Raw genomic sequence first — 25,199 nt, 5'->3', positions numbered from 1 at the left:
CACCGGCACTTCATACAGTGCCTCTACAATACTCAGGGTATTTTTTGATATTACCACTTTGAGTACTGTCGTCGCATGCAATTTCAATCAGAGTATATCTCGACGCGTCTGGAGCAAAGCAATCGAGGTCTCTTGACCGCGTGGTCTGTGGTGGCGGCTTTTACGACTTACTTCTGCATGTATGCGTTTCGCAAACCATTTACGGTCGCGCAGTATGAAGACGTTGTTTACTGGGGCATCGGCTACAAAGTAATCCTGTTGTTCGCGCAAGTGAGTGGTTACGCGCTTTCCAAATTTATCGGCATCAAAGTCATTTCTGAAATGACGCCCAATCGACGCGCAATGATGATACTGGGAATGATTGGCATCGCACATCTTGCCTTACTCCCGTATGCGGTCGCCCCTTATTGGCTGAAACCCGTTTTTCTGTTTTGTAATGGTTTACCGCTGGGGATGGTGTTTGGCTGTGTCTTCGCGTTTCTCGAAGGGCGGCGCGTGACCGAAGCGATGGCAGCCGGGCTGTGTGCCAGCTTCATCATGGCATCTGGCACTGTCAAAACGGTTGGTGCCATCTTGATGCAAGACTATGGCGTTACCGAGTTTTGGATGCCGTTTCTCACTGGTGCTTTATTCTGGCTCCCTCTCTTGATCGGGGTTTGGATGTTGCAACAGATTCCGCCACCCGGCGAATTAGATGTGACGGCCCGCTCAAAACGATCTCCCTTTAATGGTGCAGAACGTCGCCAGTTTTTTTCCCGGAATGCGCTGGGGTTGACCGTCTTGATCCTACTCATGGTGTTACTCACGATATTTCGGAGTGTGCGCGATGATTATGCTGCTGAGATCTGGTCCGGTTTTGGTATCGAAAAACCAGAAATCTTTGCCCAATCGGAAATGCTGGTCGCGATTGCTGTCGTAGCACTCAGTTCGGTGGTTGTTTTTATTGGTGCCAACTATCGTGCGTTCAAGATTGGCATGTTGATGGTCGGACTCGGATTCAGCTGCGCCCTGGGTACCACACTATTTTATTGGGGAACGACCAACTGGACGGAAGAGGCGGCATTTCAGTTTATGGTTTTGATTGGTATCAGCCTGTATGTGCCTTATGTGCTGTTCCATACAACCATCTATGAGCGTGTGATCGCCATGCTGCGAGACAAAAGCAATGTCGGCTACCTACTCTACCTGGGAGATTTTGCGGGCTACATGAGCACCGTTGTGTTGATGGCGGTTGTTAATCTCGTCTTTGAAAAGAACCTCGATTTTGTGTCGCTGCTTTTCTGGCTCGCATTGATCATCTCCCCCGTTTCCATTGCCGGAACGGTAGTGGTTGTCTTGTATTTCCGTCAAAAACAGATCGTCAGCGAAGCCCCCTTACCAGAACCATTTGAACTCGAAACAGAACCAAGACTTGGTACGAACACAGGTGTATTATAATGAAAACAACCATTTTACCAGAACAACTCAAAACCTGGGAATCTGCGGGCTATTTGAAACTCCCCGGATTTCTTACACCAACGGAGACCGAGAATCTGCGCGAGTGGGTCGAGGAAATCAGCGAGTGGCCTGCGAGTGACGATCAATGGATGCATCATTTCGAACAGACGCCTTTTGGTGTGCGCCCTGCACGAACGGAATATATTTTAGACTATCACACTGGCATTCGACAATTACTGACCGAGGGCAAGATTATTGAAAACGCCGGTCAATTAATGGGTGAGCCTGCCGTGCTCTACAAAGAGAAGATCAATTACAAATATCCCGGCGGCGGTGGTTACGCTCCTCATCAGGACGCGCCAGCTTATGAGTTCATTAAGAATCATATTACATGTTCGATCGCCATTGATACAGCCACGCCAGAAAACGGCTGTCTGTTTTTTGTACCCGGTCTGCATCAGCAAGGCTTGCTGCATCTGGATGAACATGGCTGTATCGACCCGCATTTCGCTTTGACCTTGAACTGGGAACCGGTTTCGATGCAACCGGGTGACGCCCTGTTCTTCAGCTCGTATGCTCCTCACAAGAGTCCTCCCAATAACACACAGGAACCTCGGCGCACGCTGTATCTGACATACAACGCTGCTGCGGAAGGAGATCTACGCGAGGAATACTACGCTGACAAACGACGTTCGCTCGCTGAAATCGGACAAACCAGCGACGAAAAACTGAAAATCAGTAAAATCGGACATTTTGACGGAAAACCTGCGGAGCAAGCATGAAAGAAAATCTCGATATCTCATTGTGCGACACTTTATCTCTCACGAAAACCCGTAGCGAAAACGTGGATGCGCTCTTTGAGTTAATGCAACGACACGGCCAGAGTTTTTATGATGAAGCGGTGACTCAACTGGAGCATGCCTTGCAGGCCGCCCATTTGGCGCGAGAAAGTCAGGCGTCAATGGAGCAGATTACAGCCGCGCTGCTGCATGACATCGGGCATTTCCTGATGGATGAACACGACGAACAGAATGATTTCCTGGCCGAAGACTGGCACCACGAAACGATCGGTGCACAGCAGTTAGAACCGTTCTTCGGCAAAGCGGTCACCGAACCCATCCTGCTGCACGTGCCCGCGAAACGTTATCTCTGCACAGTCGACGCTGAATATTTCACTGGTCTCTCACAGGCATCTCAACGGAGTTTCAAAGTCCAGGGTGGCTTGATGACCGACGAGGAAGTGGCTGAATTCGAGAGCAGCCCGTTTCATAATACAGCGGTATTGCTAAGGCGCTGGGATGATGGTGCCAAGACCAAAGGTTTGGAAGTCCCCGATCTGAATGCTTATAAACGGGACGTTGAGAGCTGCCTGGAATGCGATTGATTTCCAGGCTCGGTTTGCTGTGACCTGAATTGAAACGGCATGAACGGGATATCCCGTGAACAAAAAGATCAAATCGATGCTGTAGCAGGGTCGACCTGGCCCTTGCTGCATCAGCGTCATAATTGCTTATCTTGATAAGACTTATGATCTAAGGGAAAATTCGACGTTGCTTGGGGAAATTAGAGTCGCCCGTACAATTTGCGATTGAGATTCTTAAGATTGATAAAATTTCAACAAAATGCAAAGCCGAACCGTATATACTATAGATCCAGACGCATGTTGGTCCGTTTTCGGAGAGAAGCCATGATTTGACTTTTCCGAAGCTGAAAATTAAACCGTCATACACCCTGCGTTCACTGATTTCTCTGATATTCTGTAGGAATTCAGGCGTGCTCTGCCCCCTTCAGCATGATATGATGGATATAGGGTTAAGTGGCTCTCTGAGGGAGTGGGATCATATTCGCTATCCGTGAGCGATGAATGCCTCTGACTTATTTGTTTTTTCCTGTTTCTTGTTGAATTTTTGAAAGGCCTTGCACCATGTCGCAAGTTCTTGATGGCTCCAGTCACTCTTTAGAGAATGTTGTGCCTGCGCATGACGAGTTTTCTTACAAACCGGTCCCTCCGACTGCCGTCGTCGGCTTGGCATTGGGGTTGTTCTCGTTCATCGCACTGTTTGGAATCATTGGCTTAGGAATTGCCCTCTGCGGGATTGTTGTTTCCCTGATCAGTTTATTCAGCATCAACCGCTCTGCGGGAGAGTTGGGAGGAAAGACGGTCGCACTGGCAGGAGTTTCCCTCTCGGCATTCTTTCTGATCAGCGGGATTTCCTATCAGTCATTTGTTTACGCGCATGAAGTCCCCGAAGGATATCAGCGACTCAATTTCGCCAGTGATATTGCTTCTAAGGATTTTGTCCAGACAGATGGTGTCACCCAAGTTGCTCCCGAAGTTCTGAAACTGGACAAGCAAAACGTCTTCCTCAAGGGCTACATGTATCCTACCCGTGATACAGAGAACCTGAAGAGTTTTATTCTGGTCAAAGACAATGGCCAGTGCTGCTTTGGCGGGCAGCCTGATGCCAAAGATATGATTCTGGTCGAAATGCAAGGCGATCAGCGTGCTAATTTTTATGCAGGTCTGGTCTCGATCGCGGGTGAGTTTTTAGCCGAAGCACCGACACAGGCCGGTGAATTAAAGCCCGTTTATCAATTGAAGGGAACACACTTTGAGCAGGCACGGACCGCCTATTGATCATTTGAAGCAGCCTCCCCGATTCCATTGAGAAAGTGAATACCGAATTACTATTTTAATCTCTGAATGGCTCAGGTTGATTTCCAGTCTGGGCCATTATCAACTTTGTCAAGAAGTTGGTGCATCCACCCGATCATCAGGAGTTTGATCACGTGCTGGCCCACCTTTATTATCCCACCCGACAATTCATGATTCTCTTGTCCCTCCTGACCGTGAGCAGCCTGCCTGTATTGGGAACCGGCTGTTCTTCGTCAGAACCGACAGAGTACCGGCAGTTCAGCGAAACGATCGACGAACACAGCCAGAAAACCGATCAGGAATCCAAACAGACGGCGGCTACACCACCTACAATCACGAATCAGGCTATCGCCCCTGAGGAAAAATTAACGGAACCAGAACAAATAGCAAACCACGCTTCTCCTGTTCCCACTGAAAACACCACAAACCAGGTCACAACCAAGCCGGGACCGGCAATGCAAGCTCCGGCTATGCAAGCTGAAGAGAAGGCCCAAGTAGAGACAGCAACACTCGTTGCTCGCAAACCGGATCCCAAAGACCGTGCGTTAACCGACCAGGAGAAAAAAGCGCTCGCTGCCAGTGAGCCACGCGAAGTCAAAATCCTGGTAAAAGAACGTTCCTTTCGCAAAACAAAGCCTGAAAATGCGTTACTGATCAACTACGATGACATTGATTTACTCAAAGTCATGAATATGGAACCGGTCACACTCAAAGCACCAGAATTAATGCCTCAATGGCTCAAAGATCTGGATGGCAAGCGGATTCAAATTCGGGGGTTTATGTATCCCCCGTTCCAGCAGACGGGGAATGAATTTTTTCAACTGGCCCGCGACAACCAGATCTGCTGCTTTGGTAAGAACCCGAAAATTTATGACCTGTTTCCCGTTGTCATGCGGGACGGGGTTACGGCTGACTATATACTGAATCGCCCGTTTGATGTTGTGGGTGTGTTCCATATAAAAGCAGAAACCATTGATGGCGAACTAGAGCGAATTTATCTGATTGACGACGCCATCGTGGTTGACAAATAATGACAACATCCGATTCCCAACAAACATAAAACAGTTTTAATCGCTACGAGGTTCGGCAATGAATGGTCTGACAAAACACATTAAAAATCGCCTTTTCCTGGAATTACTCTGTGGAGTACTCTGCGGACTGCTGGTGATGGCACAAGTGACTTCTGCCTCAGCATGCCCATTCTGTTCTGCCCCTTCGCTGACCTTAACCGAGCAGCTATCGCAGTCGGACGTTGCCGTGCTTGCCCAGTGGACGGAAGCAGAAAAAGGAACGCTGGACAAAGCGGGGAAAACCGTTTTTGAAATCAAAGAAATCGTCCGTCAGGCAGACAAAGACAAATTGAAAGTCGGCGATCAAATTACCATCAATCGTCATCGTCCGGGCAAAAAAGGAAATCTGTTTTTGTTGCTGGGCACGAAAGGTACCAGTACCGACTGGGGTGATCCGATTGAAGTCACTGAAACCAGCTTTCACTATATTTCGCAGGCGCCTGCTCCTGAAGAAAAAACATCCAAGCGTCTACGGTACTTCCTGAAGTTTCTGGAATTTCCGGACCAGATGATCTCAAACGACGCTTACGCTGAATTTGCCAATGCACCTTACGAGGATATCACGCCGCTCTCCAAAGAACTGCCACGAGAAAAAATCCGGAAATGGATTGTGGATCCGGAAACTCCGGTAACACGACTGGGCCTGTACGGTCTGTTGCTCGGCCTATGCGGTCAGGAATCTGATGTCGCATTCATGGAAAAGAAAATTAATGAGCCCACGAAAGAGTTTCGACTGGGCATTGATGGTGTGATCTCGGGATATCTGCTGCTGACCGGAGCGGATGGCCTGGATAAAATTGATCAGACGAAGTTCGTTCCCAAAGATGTCGCCTTCAGTGAAACCTACGCAGCCATGCAGGCACTGCGGTTCATGTGGACTTATGGCGACGAACGCATCAGCAAAGACCGTTTGCGTCAGTCAATGAGGCTGCTCTTGGATCGCCCCGAGCTGACTGATCTGGTCGTCGCTGACCTCGCCCGCTGGAATGACTGGAGCGTGTTGAACCGTTTGATGGAGATGTACGGCACAGGAGACTATGACATTCCCTCAATCAAACGGGCCATCGTGCGTTACCTGCTGGTCGCTTCCAAAGGGAAGAACAAAAAAGGTGTCGGCCCTGATGCTGCCACTTCTGAAAAAGCAAAACAGTTGCTCGATAAACTGCGTAAAGAAGATCCGAAAACCGTAAGAAGTGCCGAACGCTTCTTTTTCTTGAAATAAGGCAGAGTGACTCACCCCCAGAGCGTCATAAGGAAATGACGCTCACTAAAATCTAATTCAAATACCCGAAGGATCGGGAATGCGTACTTTGAAACAAAATCTGGTTATTCGCTCCCTTTCAGTCCTGATTTGTGGTCTGCTGGTCGTCCTGCCTGCATCTGGTCTCAGGGCATGCCCGTTCTGTCCCGGGCCTTCTAAACCCTTAACCGAACAGCTCTCACAAGCCGATGTGGCGGTGCTCGCGAAGTGGGTGAAAGCAAAAACAGGAACGCTGGAACAATCTGGCAATACGGTCTTTGAAATCACAGAGATCGTTCATCAGTCTGAGAAAGGAAGATTGAAAGCAGGCACTCAGGTCATCATCAATCGCCATTATCCTGGTAAAGCAGGGACTCCCTTTTTGCTGCTTGGCACCCAGAGAACCCGCGTCGTCTGGGGAGATCCAATCGAAGTCACTCAAGCAAGTTTCCGCTATATTACGCAGGCACCTGATCTGGAGGAGACAACGACCAAACGACTGCAGTATTTTCTGAACTATCTGGAAGACCCCGACCAGATTATCGCCAACGATGCGTTTGCTGAATTCGCAAACGCCCCCTTCGAGGACATCACCCTGCTTGCCAAAGCGCTGCCTCGAGAAAAAATCCGGAATTGGATTGCCAGTTCAAAGACCCCTGTTCCCCGTCTCGGTCTGTATGGCTTATTGCTGGGGCTCTGCGGTCGGGAAGCGGAAATTCAATTCATGGAACAAAAAATCAATGAGCCCACACAAGAACTACGCCTGGGAATTGGCGGATTAATCTCGGGCTACCTGATGTTAACGGGCACAGAAGGCCTGAAGAAAATTGAGCAGAGTAAATTCCGCGCCAGTGGAGTTGCTTTCAGTGAAACGTATGCCGCCATGCAGGCCCTTTCCTTCATCTGGACTTATAACACTCGTCAGATCAGCAAAGATCGGTTGCGACAATCGATGAGGCTGCTGCTGAATCGCCCGGAACTGACCGACCTCGTCGTCGCGAACCTCGCTCGTTGGGAAGACTGGAGCGTGATGGATCGTCTGATGGAAATGTATGGGCAAGAGGATTACAAAAGTCGGTCTGTAAAAAAAGCCATCGTGCGTTATCTGCTGGTTGCAGCTCAAGGTAAAACCAAAAGCGGAGGCGGCCCCGATGCCGATACCGTTGAAAAAGCAAAGCAGATGCTCGATAAATTGCGCAACGATGATCCAAACACAGTGAAAAGTGCTGAACGGTTCTTTTGATGGAACGATGGATTTAAGGGCATTTTGTATTTTCGCCTTGGGAACGTTGTCAGCAGAGGCGCAGTTTCGCTAGAGTAGCAGTACCGGTTTTCTCAAATCTTAAGACTACATCTAAAGAAGAATTCGACCATGCCTCGTACGATTTGTACTGCGAAAATGTGTGAATTTGGGCCGCATTTTGAAATTCTGCAAGCGGGCGGATTCGAAGTGGCCATCGTCCCGAATGAAGTGGATCTGCGAAAAGAACCAGAGCGCATCGTGGAACAGGTGCAGGGCTTCGAGGCGATACTTGCAGGTGCGGAATTATATACTCGGGACGTTCTCCAACAGCTGCCTGATCTGAGAATCATTTCACGTTACGGCGTCGGTTATGATGCCGTCGATTTAGAAGCCTGTGATGAACTGGGGATTGCCGTGACAATTACCCCGGGTGTGAATCATCACTCGGTAGCAGAACAGGCGTTTGCGTTGTTGATGGGCGTCGCCCGTTTAACGCGTTCACAAGATCGTGCTGTCCGCAGCGGGCAATGGGAACGGGCTTTAACGCCGCGCGTCTGGGGTAGCACAATCGGCATTGTCGGGCTGGGACGGATTGGTCAGGCTGTTGCCACCCGCGCAATCGGAATGGGCATGCAGGTGCTGGCTTACGACCCCTTTCCCAATCAGGCCTTTGCTGACGAACATCAGATCAAACTCGTCGATCTGGACACGCTGCTGGCTCAATCCGACTATGTCACATTGCATCTGCCTGTGACTCCCGACACGATCGACATTATCAATCGGGACACACTCGCAAAAATGAAGCCAGGATCCGTTCTGATCAATACCGCCCGAGGTGGGCTAGTGGATGAAGTGGCACTCGTGGAAGCCCTTGAATCGGGTCATTTACGCGCTGCGGGTCTGGATGTCTTCAAAAAAGAACCATTGCCTGTTGAAAGTCCGTTGATCAAACTGGAAAATGTATTATTGAGTTGTCATATCGGTGGCCTGGACCAGGAATCGCATCGCGATGCCTATGCGATGGCGGCTCAGAATATCGTAAAGTTGTATCAGGGAGAGTGGCCCGAAGAGTGTGTTGTGAATTTGAAGAACACAACAGGCTGGAAATGGTCGCGTTAACTCTTCTGATGAAATAAGCAGGTTGACACTCTCTGCAGCAAGAATCTGGACGCATCCATTATGACAGCCCCTCATTCCAGTTTTTTGAAGATCAGCCCGCGAATATCGGTTCTGCCGTTGATCCACGGGAGTGGTGACTTTGCAATTGAAGTCCGGCGGGTGATGCTGAACAATGACTTTGACTGTCTGGCCGTCCCTCTGCCCCCTTCGTTTCAAAGCGATGTCGAACGGGCGATTACATTTCTTCCCAGCATTACCGCAGTCCTGCAGGAAGAGCCCCCGATTACCGGCTCTGCCCCCTGGGAAGAGGATGACGACGATGATGAAGAAAACCAGCGTGTCTTCAGTTATGTCCCCATCGATCCCTGCCAGGGTGTGATTGCGGCCCTCCGCATCGCGATGATGGAACGCATTGACCGTCACTTCATCGACATGGAAACGCAACGCTTTGAGAGTATCTCCACCTCATTGCCCGACCCGTATGCATTAAAAAAAGTACCGCTCGAAAAGTTTTCGGCTGCGGTATTACCGGCGTTGAAAAAATTACCGGAAGGGCAACCTCTGGACCGCTGTGCCATGATGGCCCAGCGCTTGCGTGAGCTGGAGAAAAAGTACAAGTCCATATTGCTGGTTTGCTCACTTTCCGACTGGCCTTGGATTCACGACGCCTACATTGATCAGCTTCCACTGGAAGTCGAAGACGAAGAAGTCAACGACACCACGATTTATAGTCCTGATTCCGAAACACTACTGTTTATGCTGGGCGAACTGCCTTACATTACAGGCCTGTACGAAGAAGCTCGTTCCGCACTGGAGGATGATGAAAATCTGTCTGTCGATGGCATCAAGGAGCTGGCGCTGACTGCCCGGGATCGCTATCTGCTTGAGCTAAAATCACGTGGGCGAAAAATCACACCAAAGCTGTTATCTGTCTATTTTCGATACGTTCGTAACCTGTCACTTATCGAACGCCGCATGACTCCTGATCTGTATACACTGGTGAAAGCAGCTCAACAGGTCGCCGGAGATCAGTTTGCAATTCAAGTGGCAGAAACGGCCCGCGAATATCCGTTCGTGCATTTGCTGCCGTTCGATAAACTCAGTTTAGGAATTGAGCAGGCACAACTTCCCAACGGGACCATGATTGAGTTGAGCAATCGTCTACCCGGCAATCCGATTTCCTGGCGGAGCTGTAAACTAATTCCCAAACCTCCGCAGCCGAAACAAGATGAATGGGAAATGAACTGGGATCCCCATAAACAATGTAGCTGGCCGCCGGAAGATGTCGCCATTGAAAAATTTCGCACGAGTGTCAAAGACCATGCCCTTTCGCTACTGGGGGTCGATCTGGCACGGACCGAGAAATTTACCACAAGTATGAAGGACGGGCTTGACCTGCGGGAAACTTTGAGAAACTGGCATACCGGGGAAATTCACGTCAAAGTTCTCCCCCCCAGTCGGGGGCGGCTGGATAGTGTGATCATGCTGTTTGACTCGCCTGCTGACCCGAGAGACTATCCCTATCGGCTCACCTGGCATGCCGAGCATCAGGACGAATCGACGCTGGCTTTCTTTGCGACCGACTACCGCAAGGAAATGGTGGGGCCAGGCATTGGAATGGCAGCCTATGGGGGCGCGCTGTTTCTATTTCCACCACGCCCTGTGTACGATATCTGGAATGACGTCCAGTTTGATTTCGTTGATACACTTGAAGAGCGACTGCTGGTTGCCGCCTGTCATTATAGTGAAGAGTCTCACATCGCCCTGCTCAGCGAAGCACCGCCCGGTGTTGGCTGGCGACGTCTGGCAAAACGGTATCAGAAGAAACTGATTCACGTTCCACTGGGACGGTTCAGCCAGGAGACAATTCAACAACTGCAAATGTTTCATGTCCTGAACGGGCAGAATATTCGCAGTTTTGCCGCCAATTACATCAGAAAAGCTTGATCTAATATGTCGTCAGCTCCCGCGTTTAATTAGCCTAGACTTATATAATTAGTTTTTTTAACAAATTGCCGCCGGGCCTGTTTTTACCGTGTTCATTGCCCATAACTGCGGTTAGAATACATTTTGTTTTATACTTCTAATCCCACCCACCCTTTACTCCCAGATCAACGGAGAACCAGACTATGTCCGATTCTGTCAATCGCCGCACTTTTCTAGGGCAAACTATGGCAGCCTCTGCTGCCGGCATCGCCGCCCCAGCGATTCTCTCAGCCGCCAATAAAGCACCCAGTAAAAAAGTCACCATTGGAATTATGGGGATGCAACGCGGTCTCGCTCTGGCGAAAACATTCGGTGCATTGGATGGAGTCGAAATCAAATATGTCTGCGATACCGATGAAACTCGTCTCGCAAAAGCTGCCAAAACCGTGGAGAAAGCAACGAAAAAAGCTCCACAGGCCATTGGTGATTTCCGGAAAATTCTTGACGACAAAGACGTCGATGCACTGATCGTCGCTCCTCCCAACCACTGGCATTCACCAGCCACGATTTTAGGTTGTTCGGCAGGTAAAAATGTTTATGTAGAAAAGCCCTGTAGTCATAATCCTAAAGAAGGTGAAATGATGGTGGCAGCCGCCCGCAAAAATAAACGGGCTGTCCAGATGGGAAGCCAGCGACGCAGTAGTGAATCCATCATGGAAGGGATTCAGAAAGTCAAAGAAGGGGTGATCGGTAATGTCTATCTTGCACGTGCCTACTATCAGAGTGCCCGTGGTTCTATCGGAACCGGCAAGCCAGCTTCTGCTCCCGCTGAATTGAATTATGATCTCTGGCAGGGACCTGCTCCCCGTCAAAAATACGCGGATAACCTGATCCATTATAACTGGCACTGGTTCTGGAAATATGGCAATGGCGAACTGGGCAATAACGGTGTGCATTCACTGGATCTGTGCCGCTGGGGTCTGGACGTGGATTACCCGACACGAGTTGTCTCCAGTGGTGGCCGCTATGCCTTTGATGACGATCAGCAAACACCAGACACCCATGTCGTTGCATACGAATTCGATGGCAACAAGCAGATCACCTGGCAGGGAACCAGTTGCAATCGTCACAAGAATGACTTTGTGACGTTCTTTGGTAGCAAAGGAAACTTGATCATCGGCACCTCCGGTGGTTACCGCATCTTGGACGCGAAGGACAAAGAAATCGAAAAAGTGGACGGCAATCAAGGGATGAGCGAGCATGCTCAAAACTTCATTGATGCGATCCGCAACGATGAGCCACTAAATCTGAATGCCGAAATTGAAATAGGCCACAAGAGCACGCTATTGTGCCACATCGGTAATATTGCACATCGTACCGGCCGCACGATGACCTGTGACCCCACAAACGGTCACATTCAGAACGACCAGGCCGCCATGGCTCTTTGGACGCGAGAATACGAACCAGGCTGGGAACCCAAAGTCTGATCTCATCTGACTCTTCTCGGTAACTAATGAATTGAAACGTAAAACAACAAAACCCCTTCGGTCATCTTAGACCGAAGGGGTTTTTTAGATTCAGGCAGCAATTTGTTTTCATACTAAAACAATCGCTCTTGAGAGACTTAGAACTCACCAATGACCTGACCATCCGCCATGGACCCTAAACGGCTCCAGATAGTGGCGTCAATATTTTCGCTAATGAAACGAACAGACCCATCAGCTAGTAATACATGGATCCCCCCTACATGGAAACTGGAAGGAGCAAACCAGCGGAAGATCCCATTGATCGGAAACGTTGCCGCATTGGTTTGTGTATGATGTCCAAATCTCATTCCACGCGAGTCTGCCACATTTAAAATATCATCTAAAGCATTAGGCTGATAACCACGCGCTTCAACAATCGCAACCGTATTTGTTGTTCCATCCAAAATATCACGAATTTTGGTATTCGAATCCTGATAAAAAATACCTCGAATATTTTTCTGACTTGTCGGATTGATCGCCCAGTTTTGACGTTCCTGTGTCCCACCAGAACCAATCACAGCATAGTAATGAATAAAATGCGAGTCTGCACTGGATAAGGTATTCGTCCCCATTGGATTGCTGGGACAGAGCATTAATTTATACGGACGCTTAAATGCATCTATATTCTCAGTGCTTCCGTTATAAGGAAGGCTGAAATTAATTTTATTATATTGCGGCGCTTCATCCATATAGGGCAGCATGAGTGTAATCCAGTTGCCGGCATGACCTCCCCAGTTATTTGTTGAACCATCTAAATGAGTTCGTACTGTAACTTCTGCGGGAGGGAACATCGAAGCAACGTCATGATAATTATGCATCGCCAGCCCGATCTGTTTCAGATTATTCTTACACGTACTGCGGCGGGCTGCTTCACGAGCCTGTTGTACTGCAGGTAGCAGCAAAGCGATCAAAATGGCAATAATTGCAATCACGACCAATAATTCAATCAGCGTGAAACCACGCTTCAATAATGAATTCTTCTTTTCAAAAAGAAGTGCTTTCAATGATGACATAGACAGATCCTTAACTAAATGAAGTAATAAAACGATTTAACAAAGAAATTCAATCAGCTTGATTAACTCAAATAATAACTATTTCTTTGAACTTAGTTTGATTGGAATATCATTCTCGCCAGATTTAATTTCAACAGTGATTCCCGATTTATTGGGATCGGTATATTTCGCGGGTACTTTACAATTGTCTGTCGCACTACCGGAACCGCCATCGGGAGTACTCACATTCACACCCACGACACCAGGACATTGCACACCGACTCGATGGAATCCGATCACGGCGCCATCACGATTTCCAGGTGCTTTCAAAGTAAATTTTCCACCGGCATCAGTTGTTGCCGTTGAAGCGGGGCCCGTTGTATTTTTCGTCGCGTTAGGAACAAAAGAAACAAGAGCACCTGAGACAGGTTGTTCATTTAATGTAACTGTTCCAGTAACAATACCAAGTTCAGGGCCATCACTCCCGCCACCACACGCCGATAAAGTAAGCAATAATAAGAACGAGAAATTGATTAGAATATTTTTACACATTTTCTAAAGACCCTGTCTGTTCTGGAATTTCATTCCCAGAAAATAAGAAGTAATCAACAGTGGATTAAATACCAATGAAGCATGCTGCATCAAAAATAGTGCAACCTGACGAATCAAAAAATAAGAGTTTTTTTTGATGACTCTAAATCATATTATGGGAGCGGAGATAGCACAACTGATACATTGAACGTGCCCCTTAGTTCGAAGAGTAAAACGCGAGTGCCTTCTATCATAACCGAAAATGTACAGTGCTAAGGCTGTTCATAAACAAAGATTAAAAAGGTGCTTCGCAATAAGACAGTAGTATTCACTTCTCATTTTTCGATGATGGTCATTGTCTGGTTTGCAGAAATGCTCTTTAGTATTTGTTCGGTCCCAGAGGGCCAGAGAATTGAGATTTGTTTTATCTCTGAGGTATTTCCTACCCCCAGAAAACATCGTAAATCAGACGAGGAAAGAAAGCTGGTGCCGCCTTTGATTTGTCGCACTTGCATCCCCTGCGCTGTCTCAACTTTGATCCGTGCACCAATAGCATCTCGATTACTCTGCACACCAATCAAATGAAGTCGCAACCAGTTTCCGGACTGCTTTGTTTGATTTGTAAGTAGTACCGCAGGAGAATTACTGTGTGTCGTGACCAAATCGAGATCACCATCATTATCTAGATCACTGGATGCAACTCCACGTCCGACATGAGATGATTTAAAATAATCCCCAGCAGTATCGGCAACATTGATCACCTGTTTTCCATCCCTGTTTTCGAGCAGTAAAGGGCGTTGTTTGTAGGGAGAGTTCCTAGCATGGAGCATGACATGGCCATTTGTGACAAAAATATCTTCATCACTATCACAATCATAATCGAAGAATAAAGTTCCAAAACCAACATAAATTGTGCCTACCGCCGCCACACCGAATTGATTGCTCACATGTTCAAAGTAGTTATTTCCCATATTACGATAAAGGGCGTTGCTCTGTTCTTCATAATTTGTAACCCAGAGATCAGGTAAGCCATCAAGATTTAAATCACCGACATCAACTCCCATACTTCCATCTGCCTCAGCGGTATCGCTCAGTGCAGTCCCGCTTTGCAATCCAATTTCTGTTAATTTGCCTTGATCATCGTTACGGTAGAGAAAATTGGGGGTTGTATCATTGGTCACATAAAGATCAACATCACCATCCAAATCCAGGTCGGCAATGGCCACTCCCAGCCCTTTACCTCCCTCGACCAATTCAGCTTCCAGAGACGCATCTCGAAATGTGCCATCACCATTTCCCAGAAACAAGCGATCTGATATCGCGGAAAATTTGGTAGGGGAGCAGGAGTCACGGCCTTCTGCCTGATAGCACTCAGGATTATTCTCAAGTGACCAATTGAGATAATTCACCAGATACAGATCTGGCACACTGTCACGGTTGATATCACCCCAAGCTGCAGCGGTACTCCAAGCTTGATTCACAAGCTGCGCGTGATGAGATACTTCATCAAATGTTCCATCCCCATTATTAAAGAACAGGAGAATATTCCCATATCCAGTGAACAGCAGGTCCTGAAAGCCATCGTTGTCGTAATCTCCGGGGATGGCAGCATGAGAATAGACTAAATCGGTTTGAAGCCCTGACGGACTGGTTACATTTTCATATTGCTCCCATTGTTCATGCCGAAACAAGGCAGAAGGAAGACCAATTACTTTTGGTTCATTGTCATATTTCCCACCACCAGGAAGGCACAGATCCCAAAGCCCATTATTGTCATAATCAAGTAATGCGACGCCTGTTCCTAGAGTTTCAAGAACCGCATGCTGGCCCGCTTCCTGCCCATTTTTGGGAATAAACTGCTTGACCGTTCTGGGGGTCGTATCAATGAAATCAGGAGGATTCTCACTCCCTACACTGTTTTCATTCTGTGATTCAGCTGCAGGCTGATCAACGAAGGTGGATTCTGGCTGATTTGTACTGCAACCAACGAGGGACAATCCCACGAGCATTCCCGATAGAAGTCTTATGATGACGGTACCTGAATACTTCATTTAGATTTCTGTCTTCAATAGAAAATGGCTCAATGATCAGATGTGCTAAGATTTTGATTTGAGTCTGATAATACTATTTTGGTGTTTTTCAGCCTGTTCCTGATCACCGATACTGGAGTAGTAATCGGCCAGAAAACGATGCGTAGGGAGATGCGAATTATCAAGCTTCAATAGACTAAGAAGCCACTTGACTCCCTCCTCATGTGATTTATATTTCCATGAAATCATGGCGATTTCGTATCTCAATTCCAGATCACCAGGGTTAAGTAACAGTTCGTCGATTGCTTTTTTAAGTCGAAGTAAGGGAGCACTTGATTCGTTCACAAAATCGAAATGTTTTTTTGCCTCAAGAGTCTGACCCGTTTTTTGCAACACTTTCCCCAATGCAAAACGGAGCTTAACGTCTTCGGGCCTTCGCTTTTCTGCACTTCGTAAATATTTGAGTGCGTCTTGATTTTCATCCAACGAAAGCTCAAGTCTTCCTAAGGCCAATAAGAGGTCATACTGATCTGGATTCTTTTCAATTAAACGTGCCAATATGATGCGGGCCTCTTCACCTCGACCTAGTTTAGCCAGGCATTGAGCAATGTATAAGCTTGCTTCCGGATCTTCAGGACACACTTGAAGATATGTTCTTAACAATGATTCCGCTTGCCGAAACTTACCGATTTCAAAGAGTGATTTTGCTAATAATAGCTGAATGTCTTTTCGAGAAGGATCTAATTTCAGCGCTTGACCATAGGCATCGCTTGCATCTTTCCACTGCAGCATCGCCTCACTTAACTGGCCACGTAAGCGGTACGAATCAGGATCTTTCGGGTACTCTGCCTGCCAGGCATCCAGAACTTTACGTGCGTCATTAATTTGTAACTGCGACAGACAACCAGTCACATAAGCTTTACTGATTTCAGGACCATCAGAACCTGGATTGCTGAAAAGTTCCGGCCAAAATGATTTGACTTTCAGCCATTGTCCTGTTTGTGCCAGAGCAATCCATTGTTCCCGTTCAAGCAGTTTGACATCCCAACCTAACTGATGGGCGATTTTGAAATGTGTCTCGACACGATCAAATTGTTCCAGTCGTCTGTAAGTTTTTCCTAAAAGGAAGTGTAGTTCTGCGGAATCTTTTTTTAGATACTGGGCTGTAGTCAACCAGAACAATGCGGCCTTATGATCCCGTTTCTCCAGACAGATATTTCCTCTCCAGACAGCAAGTTCGCCTAAAGTGGGAATTGCCAGGAAAATCAGAACCAGTATCAAAAGCGAAACGATGATTTGTTTGCGTGTAAATCGCCCACGGTGCTTCTCTGTTTTGGTTATTTTGGGAGAAGTCTGGATACGTTTCGAGTTCTCATCCTGTTCTAAATTCAGCATAATTTTAGTAATATGAAAACAATTAACTGAAGGGCAGACTTATATTTAAAGAATATGCATTGGAAGAGGCATTAGCAACCCCGAACATGTGTCATACAAGATTTGGAAATGGAAGCAGTATTTTCTCTCATATTTTAAACTATTTGAATGAGAAACCAGTGACCGTCAGTTGCTTCAGCGGCAACCGAATTGTCACAATTATACCAATTATGCACTCCTGTAATAACACTCATTTTAGAATGACGCCCCATGCGAACTTTACTGCTGCTGATCTGTATCTGTGTTGCGCCGCAATTGGTCTCTGCTGCTGATATTGAACGGATCTGGCTGACTCATAAATCGAACCAACCAGACAAAATCGTGGTGAACTGGCTCACCGAACAGCCCGGTGATTCTGTCGTGTGTTATGGAGTTTCGCCCGAGACGATGGAAACCATTCGGCTGGAAGAAGCAACCACGCTGCATCATGTCGAAATCCCTCTCGCGCATCAAGATACGACTTACCACTACTTGGTAAAAACAGGAAACCAGCAGTCTGCCGTGAATACGTTTAAAGCGTATCCAACTGAGACGCTACGGGTGGCAATTGTCGCTGACTGGCAGTCGAAACCCGACTTATCAAATCTGCTCAAAGAAGACGTGCACCTGTTGTTGACTGCGGGAGATAACATCAGCAATCTCTGGCAGGTCTGTGGAGGTGGACAGCACGCATGCATCAAGCCATACGTCAAATTGATTGACGCTTACCCGAAATTATTTCAATCGACGCCATTCATGCCGATCCTGGGAAATCATGACCGCGAGGTTCATCCCCGTGGAAAAACACGCCCCGCGCATGCGGTCTATGATGTGGAAGCGACTGCGTTTCGGCGGTTTTTCGAACTGCCCGATGAGGAATGGAAATGGCACTTTGATATCCCGAAGTTTGATCTTCGTTTCATCGGCCTCGATTTCAACCACATTTCAGACTTCGGCACAACGTGGCAAACCTGTCATCCGTTCGATCGGAATTCCGATCAATACCGCTGGTATGAGTCAATCATGACCAAAGCTCCGGGAAAGATTGTTACTCTTTACAACGAGCGGAATGCGAATATCCGTAGCCAGCTGCAGGGAGGCTGGCACCAGCTGTTTCGCAGGGGGACCATTTGTGTGACCGGATTCGGCTATTTTACTGAGCGGGCCGAACTGGATGGATTGACTTATTACAACACATCCCTCAGTGGAACGGGTACACAGTACGCAGATCCGCACTCGCGGTTTCTGGCAGGGAAAGACAGCTATCTACTGCTGACCTGCGAACAAGGTTCAGGAACGATGACCGTTGAATTGAAGAGTTTGAACAATGAAGTTCTGGACCGCCAGACTTTTCCCAAACCAACCCGTGGGAAACTCAATTAGTAACCACACGGACTACCCTGCTTTTCAGTTTCAATGTACCTGGCGTGGACGAAATTCGCCGACGTTCTGCGAACTTTTTTCCTGTTCCAGTTCCGGAATATGATCGGGAACGGAGAAGTAGGTGTCCTGTCGTGGAGCCGGTCCACGGTTCAGCTTATGCCATTGGCCGGGCTTTAGCGCATGCGGAAGCATTTCACATCCGGAAGCCAAAAAAGACATGCTGGGAATGATCGCGATGATGAGTACTTTTGAGAGAACTTTCATTGAGAGAATCCCGTTTCATTTTCTAGAGTTTTATCAGCAGGCGCACGCAAACAAGGCGAACAGACTGCTCGTCTTTGAGAATCGTGAGTACAAAATAGGAATGATTGAGTTGAGAAGTGAGAGATGAGGGTCGGATTCTAGCCAGACCGGGGTTGCCTGCCAAGCCCATTTTGACCTGCAAAATCTGCCGCTACAGGCCTCATGTGAGTGATTTTTGGTTGCGGAATTCCTGTAACTGCCGTTTTAACTGGACAATTAACTCCGTTGTCGCTGCAGTTTCCGGCATGAAGCGGCTGCTGGCGTAGATTTGATACCATTCAGAAACACGTTGGCTTTGAATCCGCCGGGAAAACTGCGTCAACGTCTCGCCGGGCTTGCGTATGAGCTGATGTTTGCCCATCAGACGGTCCATCTGAGCCAGCAGCAGATGCAGTTCCTGAATATGGAGCGGCGATTCCCGAAACGCGGCGCGCTCCTGAAGTCGTCTGCGACAGACGCGAATGCCCCAACGAAAACCAAACCAGAGGGCCACACCACAGACTAGCAATGCCAGCGGGAGCTGTGCCTCTGAAAACGCCATAATCCACTGACCTTGCTGCAGAGCTGCTTTCAGGCGGGAAAATTGCCCGATAAACGACTCCCAATACTGTCTGGCAGAACCGGGGGTGCGATAGTCGGGTTGTCCCGAGGAGGGGGTGGACTCAACCGTAACCCAGCCTTGCTGATCATCCCAGGCTTCGACCCAGGCGTGCGCGTGCCTGTTGCGGGCAATCCAGAATTGATCATAGTGATTTCTTTCACGGACAACATACCCTGTGACATAACGACAGGGAACTCCTGCCAGCCTTAATAACAAAGCTGATCCTGAAGCGAAATATTCACAATGCGCATTTGGCTTCTCGAGTAAAAAATAGGTGAGCGGATCTTCGCCGGCCGGAACAGAGATCCCTAATTCATACTGATAATTATTCGGAAAATAGGTTTGAATCCGAGCAATTTTCTCAGCAGACGTTTTACAGCCGGCAAAGATCTGATCTGCCAGTTGTATTATTTCGGGAGAAATGTCATACGGAAGTTGCAAAAGGCGTTCCAGGGACTGTATTGATTCCAGTCGGTGAGGCAGCTGGTTACGAGGAAAATACAACAAGTAAGGATAACCGTGTTCCAGAGACCGTGATGTCAGTACATCCTGATTATCGAATTGCATATTGTTAGCAACAGCATATACCAAAGGTGTATTTAAAGGTGCAAAAATATGCTGAGGGATATCAGACCAGATTTGATACTCAATCCAGTGGGAAGATTTTGCCTGCTCTAACTGGAACCAGGTTCCTTCTTGCAGGATGTCGGTTGTGACCCCCGCAGGTGGGACTCCGATGGTCGGTGCATTATGAGCACCGACTTCTGAATGCCATTCCGAGTTAAAGAACTGCACAAAAGCACGACCACGTAAGTACCCCGGTTCATCAGTCGATTTGACGCGTAGGCGGACTTGCTCCGAACCGGCATCAAACTGTTTAGACAGACTGCCCAGTCTTGAAATTGATGAAAAACCAGCGCGAGAAGCAATTCCAGAAGTGCGCGGTTCAATCAGGCGATAGTAGAGTTGATCCAGCTCACGCTCATAACGATCTAAACCGGTCGCCATCAACCAGCCCAACAACCAGATCACAGCAAAGATGTTCGCACGAATGAAATAGATCGACCAATTTTTTTTCTGATTCCTGCTCTGCTTACGAACCGCATGCCCCAGCTGGCAAAAGACTCCCGTCAACAGGACGTAAGTGAAAACCAGGACCTGATAAAACACTCCTCGCAGACCATGGACCAGAATATCCCCCGTCAGCAGGAACACGACGACTCCGAACAAAGGAAACGAGATCGGCAGACACGGCACAAAGTGTTGATCGAACATCTGGCGAAGTTGGATGGTCATCACAAACTGCGCAGCCGCATATGCTAAAGGCGTTCGAATTGCCATTTGATCCAGAGGAAATTCATGCTGCGAGATCATGTATTTGATGAGAAACAGAATGGCCAGCACACTGGTTGCCCAGAAGACCTGGCGCCGTGAAAATGGAAAACGCAAAATCGGGAAATAGGATAATGCGGCCAGAATCACAATACTTGAAGAGAAAAATAGGGTTTCCGACAACATACCAAAGGCGGCGGCCTCCAGGCTGAGCATCGTGAATGCGATCGTACGCTGCGCATTCATATCGATTCCACCTTCCCTTTGGCAATTTCATCGGGCGTGAAATGCCAGGCCTGCCCGAATTCATCCGAATTAAAAGGCAACGTTGTTTCCCCATCATGAATGATGATCATTTTCAGGCTGGAGCCTGAGTCCAAGACAGCCCGTGCCATTTTTTCGCGCTGCTCGTCCCAGTCTAGAAAAATACAGACGGCTGTCGAGACATTCGATAGTTCTTCAAAGACAGCCGGGCCGATCGTCTCGAACGGATCATCGGGACAACGATCGACACAAGACAGAATTTCCAGCACATTATCGAAGTGTGCCGTATGACGTCCCGCGCGAAACACATATAATTCCGGGCCGGCAGCGAACAGATCAATCAGATACTCTCCGCGGGACAAGGCATCTGCGATGGAAGCTGTCAGGCTGATCCCCGCTTCCAGAGCATTCATAGACTGCGTGTGATCTGCGGTGGATCGATAACGTTGACTGATCCCTTTCTGTATGCGGATCATCCAGTCATCATTTGGCATATAAGTATCGAGTATCATAGCAATCCGGCAATAATATTCTTCCTGATATTCGCGCACAACTGGCTTTCCCAGCCGGGCCCAGGAACGAAAATCAAGTCGTCGCGCCGGTTCACCGGGAACGTATTCCCGGTTCCCGATATATTCAGGAGATTCTCCAATATTGGAAGTCAACGCGATGCCCCCGGGCTGAAATTTACTGCCAACCGGTAAATCAACACTCGTCAATTGATGAAAGGCGGGCAGTACCAACAGCGATTTTCCCGGCAGGGCTGCGCTACCCGAACGGTTGAGATGAAACGGGAACAACGTATGCACGCCCAGTTTGGGAAGCGCGTAAAAACCTCTTTGAGGCGCGTCGATCGTTACGCTCACATCGACAGATTCTCCGCGCGGCAGACATTCCAGTGTGTCGTCCCGGTCGGTTTGTGAGAGTGGTTTTTCCAGCCAGCGAAAGGAAACCGCCATATCGTAAATCGGTAACCACCCCTTATTCGTCACGGTAAAATGACCAATGGCTGGTTGGCCGGCTGTAGTCTGAGCTGGAAAATCTCCTTGCAGATCACAGCGGGGTCGAAATATCCAAGAGACAATTCCATCGATAAGAATGAGCGCCAGCAGCGCACTAAACAAATTATAGATCGGAACGGAAACGGAAATTGTACCGACACCGGACAGAAAAAACGCGAACAACAGGATTTTCCCCGGATAGGTCATTCGGTAGTACCAGTAATGCTTGTGCATGCGCACTAACAGCAGGCGATTCGTAAACGAATCTTTTTTTCGGATCGTCGGTGAATAAGGATCGTACTCCGAAACATGCATTACTAATTCAATACTTCTTGCTTATTGAGTTGAAATGAAACTCACACTTATTATTTTTGGAACTCCCGATTACGTCCTCTGAAAACGTAAGCTCCTTATGTGCGGTTAATTGGGTACCTTCACTTTATGAACAATATCAGATACCACATCCATTTTGGTGATACTGCTGTATTTTGCTTTCGAGGTTAAGATCAAACGGTGCGCTAAGACGTAGTCTGCCATATGTTGCACATCGTCAGGCAACACATAATTCCGGCCTTTCAAAAATGCCATTGCCTGAGCCGCACGGAACAGCATCAGCGAACCGCGGGGACTGACGCCCAGTTTGAGCCGGGGATCGTTCCGTGTGGCATTTACCAGATCGATCATATAACGGGCCACGCTGTGTTCGACGTGTACGGTTTTAACCTGATCCTGCATCTGCACGACTTCTTCATGGTTAAGCACCCGTTCCAAATGGTCCACGGGGTGCTCGGTCGATTGAGCAAACAATATTTCGATTTCATGTTCTGTGTCCGGGTAACCCAGCTTCAAGTGAATCAGGAAACGATCCAGTTGTGCTTCTGGTAAGGGATAGGTGCCATGAAAGTCGACGGGATTCTGAGTTGCCAATACAAAGAACGGGGAAGGGAGTATATAACGGACTCCTTCAATGGTGGCCTGCGATTCACTCATGGCTTCCAGCAGAGCCGATTGCGTACGAGGCGAAGCGCGGTTGATTTCATCAGCCAGCAAGATATTGCAAAAAATGGGGCCTTCCCGGAAATTAAAAGTACCATCAACGGGATTATAGATAGAAGACCCCAGTATATCCGTCGGCAGCAGATCGGGAGTGAACTGCACGCGGTTAAAGGGAACATCCAGCGAGCGGGCGAGCGCTTTGGCCAGCGTGGTCTTACCGGTACCCGGGACGTCTTCCATCAACACGGACCCATTGGAAAGCAAAGCCACGATCATCATGTCGATGCTTTCTGACTTCCCCCTGATCACACTACTAAGATTATCTCTTAGCAGGCTCAGATTTTGGGCGTATTTTTCGCTCTGTTCCGGCAAAGTAGACTGTGCCATACAACGTCTCAATCATTGATAGAGTTTGATTAGAGAAATGCAATATCAAAGTGAATGTTCGAACATGATCTTGTATCACAAATCCAAGTGACTCACTGAATTATAACAAATCAACAGGAAATGAAAGGACCGACAACGAAATATTTCACTGTGCACATTATCAATTTTTAATTTTTCGTGAAGTGGTTCCCATCAAGAAAAACTGTGGTTGCCGTTAGATCACATCCCAATTCGTCCCCTCATTTCTCAGGTTGCCAGGGTTGTGGTCCATTCGGCTTCGCGCGTAAAAATTTTGCATCGGTGTCCCGATACCAGCGATGCAATTGTTGACGCATGTCAGAAACCCGTTGAGGCTCTTTTGACGCAAGATCTGTCTGTTCTCCGATGTCCTGTTTCAGGTCATAAAGTTGCGCACGGCCATCTTCAAATCGTTCAATCAGTTTCCAGTCTCCCTTGCGGATCGCACCGCCGGGAATGCCCCCCTGATTAGAGTAATGCGGATAGTGCCAGTACAAGGCATCACGGTTCAATCCCGATTGACCTGTTAATAAAGGTTTGAGACTGACGCCATCTTGATGCTGTTCTGGCTTTGCAGGCAGACCGGCCAGATCCAGAATCGTGGGATAAAAATCGGTTGTGATAACCGGTTCATCACAGATGCTCCCCGGCTTCGTCCCGCCCGGCCAGCGAATCAAAAAGACTTCCCGAATGCCCCCTTCATACAACCAGCCCTTGCCTCCTCTCAAAGGCAGGTTCGAGGTGGGCGAACCTTCGGACGTACTCAAGCCACCATTATCGGCAGTCAGTATGACCACGGTATTGTCTGCTAATCCTGAAGTTTCTAACTGTTTCAGTACTTTGCCAACGGCTCGGTCCATCGATTCGACCATCGCTGCATAGACAGCATGATTCTGCAGAATTCTTACGCGCCGTTTTTCATTGACGGAAAACACCTGTTCTTCGTCGGCGAATTCTTCCTTCTCAGTCAAGCCCAGCCGTTTGGCTTTCTCCCGATATTTGGCGACCAAAGGCTTTGGTCCCATTAAAGGTGTGTGTACAGAATAAAAGGCAAGATAAGCGAAGAAGGGTTGTTCTCGATGTGCGTCGATGAACTTCGCGGTTTCGCTGGCCAGTCGATCGGGGAGATGCTCTCCATCTGGTCCGTCAGTCAAACGAGGATTCCCATAAGGTGAGAAATATTTTTTACCACCATAAGGTCCCCCACGGTGCCAGCCTGCCCGGTTGATATCAAAGCCCTGATTTTCCGGCCAGAATTCTTCCGTCGGCCCCAGATGCCACTTCCCGGCAAAAAATGTCGAGTAGCCGTGTTCTTTGAGAGCTTCGGCAATAGTAACTTCATTCAAAGGCATCTTGTCGTTGAGTGGTGCGGGCAAAAATTTCCCGGCCCGTTTGCCGGAAAAGAAATTCGTGGCATCAACGCGTGTCGGATATTTTCCGGTCATGATGCTATAGCGAGTAGGGCTACAGACCGGATTGGCAGCATAACCATTGGTAAACCGCATCCCGGTTTTCGCCAGCTGATTGATATGCGGCGTCTCGTAGAAGGTATCCGGATTATTACAACCCACATCCATATAGCCAAGATCATCCACTAGAATGAACACAAAGTTCAACGGCTTCGATTGTTTTTTTTCGACAGCATACGTCAGTGAACTCTTTAGAGTCAGCAACGTGAACATCAACATTAAAATGGAGCGCGACATCAGTCTCATGTTGACTTACCTTAGT

Annotated in this window: 20 protein-coding genes; 11 read left to right on the top strand and 9 right to left on the bottom strand. The window is 48.1% G+C overall.

The features are described 5' to 3' along the window. Nucleotides 1-75 precede the first annotated feature (75 nt). The 10 genes from AAC022_RS04860 to AAC022_RS04815 all read left to right on the top strand — a co-directional run bounded on the left by AAC022_RS04860 (nt 76) and on the right by AAC022_RS04815 (nt 12,178). The gene (locus tag AAC022_RS04860) at nt 76-1,437 is read left to right on the top strand and encodes a DUF5690 family protein (protein ID WP_339728536.1); all 1,362 of its coding nucleotides are present in this window, start codon (nt 76-78) and stop codon (nt 1,435-1,437) included. Continuing rightward, on the top strand, nt 1,437-2,219 hold the full coding sequence (locus AAC022_RS04855; protein WP_339728534.1) for a phytanoyl-CoA dioxygenase family protein: 783 nt from the start codon (nt 1,437-1,439) through the stop codon (nt 2,217-2,219). The genes AAC022_RS04860 and AAC022_RS04855 overlap by 1 nt, the downstream gene beginning before the upstream one ends. After that, nucleotides 2,216-2,821 (top strand): HD domain-containing protein, encoded by a 606-nt coding sequence (locus tag AAC022_RS04850; RefSeq protein WP_339728533.1) that lies wholly within the window; start codon nt 2,216-2,218, stop codon nt 2,819-2,821. Before AAC022_RS04855 ends, AAC022_RS04850 begins: the two co-directional genes overlap by 4 nt. A gap of 540 nt (nt 2,822-3,361) precedes the next feature. After that, nucleotides 3,362-4,075, top strand: coding sequence for a DUF3299 domain-containing protein (locus tag AAC022_RS04845; protein WP_339728531.1), 714 nt, complete (start codon nt 3,362-3,364; stop codon nt 4,073-4,075). Nucleotides 4,076-4,227: 152 nt separating this feature from the next. Next, entirely contained in the window at nt 4,228-5,124 is an 897-nt protein-coding gene (locus AAC022_RS04840) for a hypothetical protein (protein WP_339728529.1), read from the top strand. Nucleotides 5,125-5,182: 58 nt separating this feature from the next. Beyond that, a complete protein-coding gene (locus tag AAC022_RS04835) occupies nt 5,183-6,385 on the top strand; it encodes a hypothetical protein (RefSeq protein ID WP_339728527.1) in 1,203 nt (400 codons plus the stop codon). A 79-nt stretch (nt 6,386-6,464) separates the two neighbouring features. Further along, nucleotides 6,465-7,646, top strand: coding sequence for a hypothetical protein (locus AAC022_RS04830; RefSeq protein WP_339728525.1), 1,182 nt, complete (start codon nt 6,465-6,467; stop codon nt 7,644-7,646). Between the two features lie 129 nt (nt 7,647-7,775). Next, entirely contained in the window at nt 7,776-8,765 is a 990-nt protein-coding gene (locus tag AAC022_RS04825; RefSeq protein WP_339728523.1) for a phosphoglycerate dehydrogenase, read from the top strand. A 60-nt stretch (nt 8,766-8,825) separates the two neighbouring features. Continuing rightward, the gene (locus AAC022_RS04820) at nt 8,826-10,712 is read left to right on the top strand and encodes a hypothetical protein (protein WP_339728521.1); all 1,887 of its coding nucleotides are present in this window, start codon (nt 8,826-8,828) and stop codon (nt 10,710-10,712) included. Between the two features lie 182 nt (nt 10,713-10,894). Next, nucleotides 10,895-12,178 (top strand): Gfo/Idh/MocA family oxidoreductase, encoded by a 1,284-nt coding sequence (locus AAC022_RS04815; protein WP_339728519.1) that lies wholly within the window; start codon nt 10,895-10,897, stop codon nt 12,176-12,178. Between the two features lie 137 nt (nt 12,179-12,315). Here AAC022_RS04815 and AAC022_RS04810 read toward each other — a convergent pair whose 3' ends face one another. The 4 genes from AAC022_RS04810 to AAC022_RS04795 all read right to left on the bottom strand — a co-directional run bounded on the left by AAC022_RS04810 (nt 12,316) and on the right by AAC022_RS04795 (nt 16,943). Continuing rightward, the gene (locus AAC022_RS04810) at nt 12,316-13,230 is read right to left on the bottom strand and encodes a DUF1559 domain-containing protein (RefSeq protein WP_339728518.1); all 915 of its coding nucleotides are present in this window, start codon (nt 13,228-13,230) and stop codon (nt 12,316-12,318) included. A 78-nt stretch (nt 13,231-13,308) separates the two neighbouring features. Beyond that, entirely contained in the window at nt 13,309-13,761 is a 453-nt protein-coding gene (locus AAC022_RS04805; RefSeq protein ID WP_339728516.1) for a hypothetical protein, read from the bottom strand. Nucleotides 13,762-14,075: 314 nt separating this feature from the next. Continuing rightward, nucleotides 14,076-15,791: a CRTAC1 family protein gene (locus tag AAC022_RS04800; protein WP_339728515.1), complete on the bottom strand. Its 1,716-nt coding sequence runs from the start codon at nt 15,789-15,791 to the stop codon at nt 14,076-14,078. A gap of 45 nt (nt 15,792-15,836) precedes the next feature. Further along, nucleotides 15,837-16,943 carry a tetratricopeptide repeat protein gene (locus AAC022_RS04795; RefSeq protein WP_339728514.1) on the bottom strand — a complete coding sequence of 369 codons (1,107 nt, stop codon included), beginning with the start codon at nt 16,941-16,943 and terminating at the stop codon, nt 15,837-15,839. 471 nt (nt 16,944-17,414) lie between these two features. Between AAC022_RS04795 and AAC022_RS04790 the strand changes: the two genes are divergently transcribed. After that, nucleotides 17,415-18,566, top strand: a complete 1,152-nt coding sequence (locus AAC022_RS04790; RefSeq protein WP_339728512.1) for a metallophosphoesterase — start codon at nt 17,415-17,417, stop codon at nt 18,564-18,566. 30 nt (nt 18,567-18,596) lie between these two features. Here the strand turns inward: AAC022_RS04790 and AAC022_RS04785 are convergent, their stop codons facing one another. The 5 genes from AAC022_RS04785 to AAC022_RS04765 all read right to left on the bottom strand — a co-directional run bounded on the left by AAC022_RS04785 (nt 18,597) and on the right by AAC022_RS04765 (nt 25,183). Next, entirely contained in the window at nt 18,597-18,830 is a 234-nt protein-coding gene (locus tag AAC022_RS04785) for a hypothetical protein (protein WP_339728511.1), read from the bottom strand. Nucleotides 18,831-19,029: 199 nt separating this feature from the next. After that, nucleotides 19,030-21,048, bottom strand: coding sequence for a transglutaminase domain-containing protein (locus tag AAC022_RS04780; protein WP_339728509.1), 2,019 nt, complete (start codon nt 21,046-21,048; stop codon nt 19,030-19,032). Further along, nucleotides 21,045-22,382 (bottom strand): DUF58 domain-containing protein, encoded by a 1,338-nt coding sequence (locus AAC022_RS04775; protein ID WP_339728508.1) that lies wholly within the window; start codon nt 22,380-22,382, stop codon nt 21,045-21,047. The genes AAC022_RS04780 and AAC022_RS04775 overlap by 4 nt, the downstream gene beginning before the upstream one ends. Before the next feature lie 105 nt (nt 22,383-22,487). Further along, nucleotides 22,488-23,450: a MoxR family ATPase gene (locus tag AAC022_RS04770; protein ID WP_339728506.1), complete on the bottom strand. Its 963-nt coding sequence runs from the start codon at nt 23,448-23,450 to the stop codon at nt 22,488-22,490. 239 nt (nt 23,451-23,689) lie between these two features. Continuing rightward, a complete protein-coding gene (locus AAC022_RS04765) occupies nt 23,690-25,183 on the bottom strand; it encodes a sulfatase (RefSeq protein ID WP_339728504.1) in 1,494 nt (497 codons plus the stop codon). Nucleotides 25,184-25,199 lie beyond the last annotated feature (16 nt).

Origin of the sequence: uncultured Gimesia sp. (genome assembly GCF_963976445.1) — a bacterium.
Taxonomy (GTDB): domain Bacteria; phylum Planctomycetota; class Planctomycetia; order Planctomycetales; family Planctomycetaceae; genus Gimesia.
This window is presented reverse-complemented; position numbering and strand designations above follow the sequence as displayed.

Bases quoted from the DNA above. Each gene is read 5' to 3' on its own strand.
- AAC022_RS04860 (WP_339728536.1), top strand. From the start codon at position 76: ATGCAATTTCAATCAGAGTATATCTCGACGCGTCTGGAGCAAAGCAAT.
- AAC022_RS04855 (WP_339728534.1), top strand. From the start codon at position 1,437: ATGAAAACAACCATTTTACCAGAACAACTCAAAACCTGGGAATCTGCG.
- AAC022_RS04850 (WP_339728533.1), top strand. From the start codon at position 2,216: ATGAAAGAAAATCTCGATATCTCATTGTGCGACACTTTATCTCTCACG.
- AAC022_RS04845 (WP_339728531.1), top strand. From the start codon at position 3,362: ATGTCGCAAGTTCTTGATGGCTCCAGTCACTCTTTAGAGAATGTTGTG.
- AAC022_RS04835 (WP_339728527.1), top strand. From the start codon at position 5,183: ATGAATGGTCTGACAAAACACATTAAAAATCGCCTTTTCCTGGAATTA.
- AAC022_RS04830 (WP_339728525.1), top strand. From the start codon at position 6,465: ATGCGTACTTTGAAACAAAATCTGGTTATTCGCTCCCTTTCAGTCCTG.
- AAC022_RS04825 (WP_339728523.1), top strand. From the start codon at position 7,776: ATGCCTCGTACGATTTGTACTGCGAAAATGTGTGAATTTGGGCCGCAT.
- AAC022_RS04820 (WP_339728521.1), top strand. From the start codon at position 8,826: ATGACAGCCCCTCATTCCAGTTTTTTGAAGATCAGCCCGCGAATATCG.
- AAC022_RS04815 (WP_339728519.1), top strand. From the start codon at position 10,895: ATGTCCGATTCTGTCAATCGCCGCACTTTTCTAGGGCAAACTATGGCA.
- AAC022_RS04810 (WP_339728518.1), bottom strand. From the start codon at position 13,230: ATGTCATCATTGAAAGCACTTCTTTTTGAAAAGAAGAATTCATTATTG.
- AAC022_RS04805 (WP_339728516.1), bottom strand. From the start codon at position 13,761: ATGTGTAAAAATATTCTAATCAATTTCTCGTTCTTATTATTGCTTACT.
- AAC022_RS04800 (WP_339728515.1), bottom strand. From the start codon at position 15,791: ATGAAGTATTCAGGTACCGTCATCATAAGACTTCTATCGGGAATGCTC.
- AAC022_RS04790 (WP_339728512.1), top strand. From the start codon at position 17,415: ATGCGAACTTTACTGCTGCTGATCTGTATCTGTGTTGCGCCGCAATTG.
- AAC022_RS04785 (WP_339728511.1), bottom strand. From the start codon at position 18,830: ATGAAAGTTCTCTCAAAAGTACTCATCATCGCGATCATTCCCAGCATG.
- AAC022_RS04780 (WP_339728509.1), bottom strand. From the start codon at position 21,048: ATGAATGCGCAGCGTACGATCGCATTCACGATGCTCAGCCTGGAGGCC.
- AAC022_RS04775 (WP_339728508.1), bottom strand. From the start codon at position 22,382: ATGCATGTTTCGGAGTACGATCCTTATTCACCGACGATCCGAAAAAAA.
- AAC022_RS04770 (WP_339728506.1), bottom strand. From the start codon at position 23,450: ATGGCACAGTCTACTTTGCCGGAACAGAGCGAAAAATACGCCCAAAAT.
- AAC022_RS04765 (WP_339728504.1), bottom strand. From the start codon at position 25,183: ATGAGACTGATGTCGCGCTCCATTTTAATGTTGATGTTCACGTTGCTG.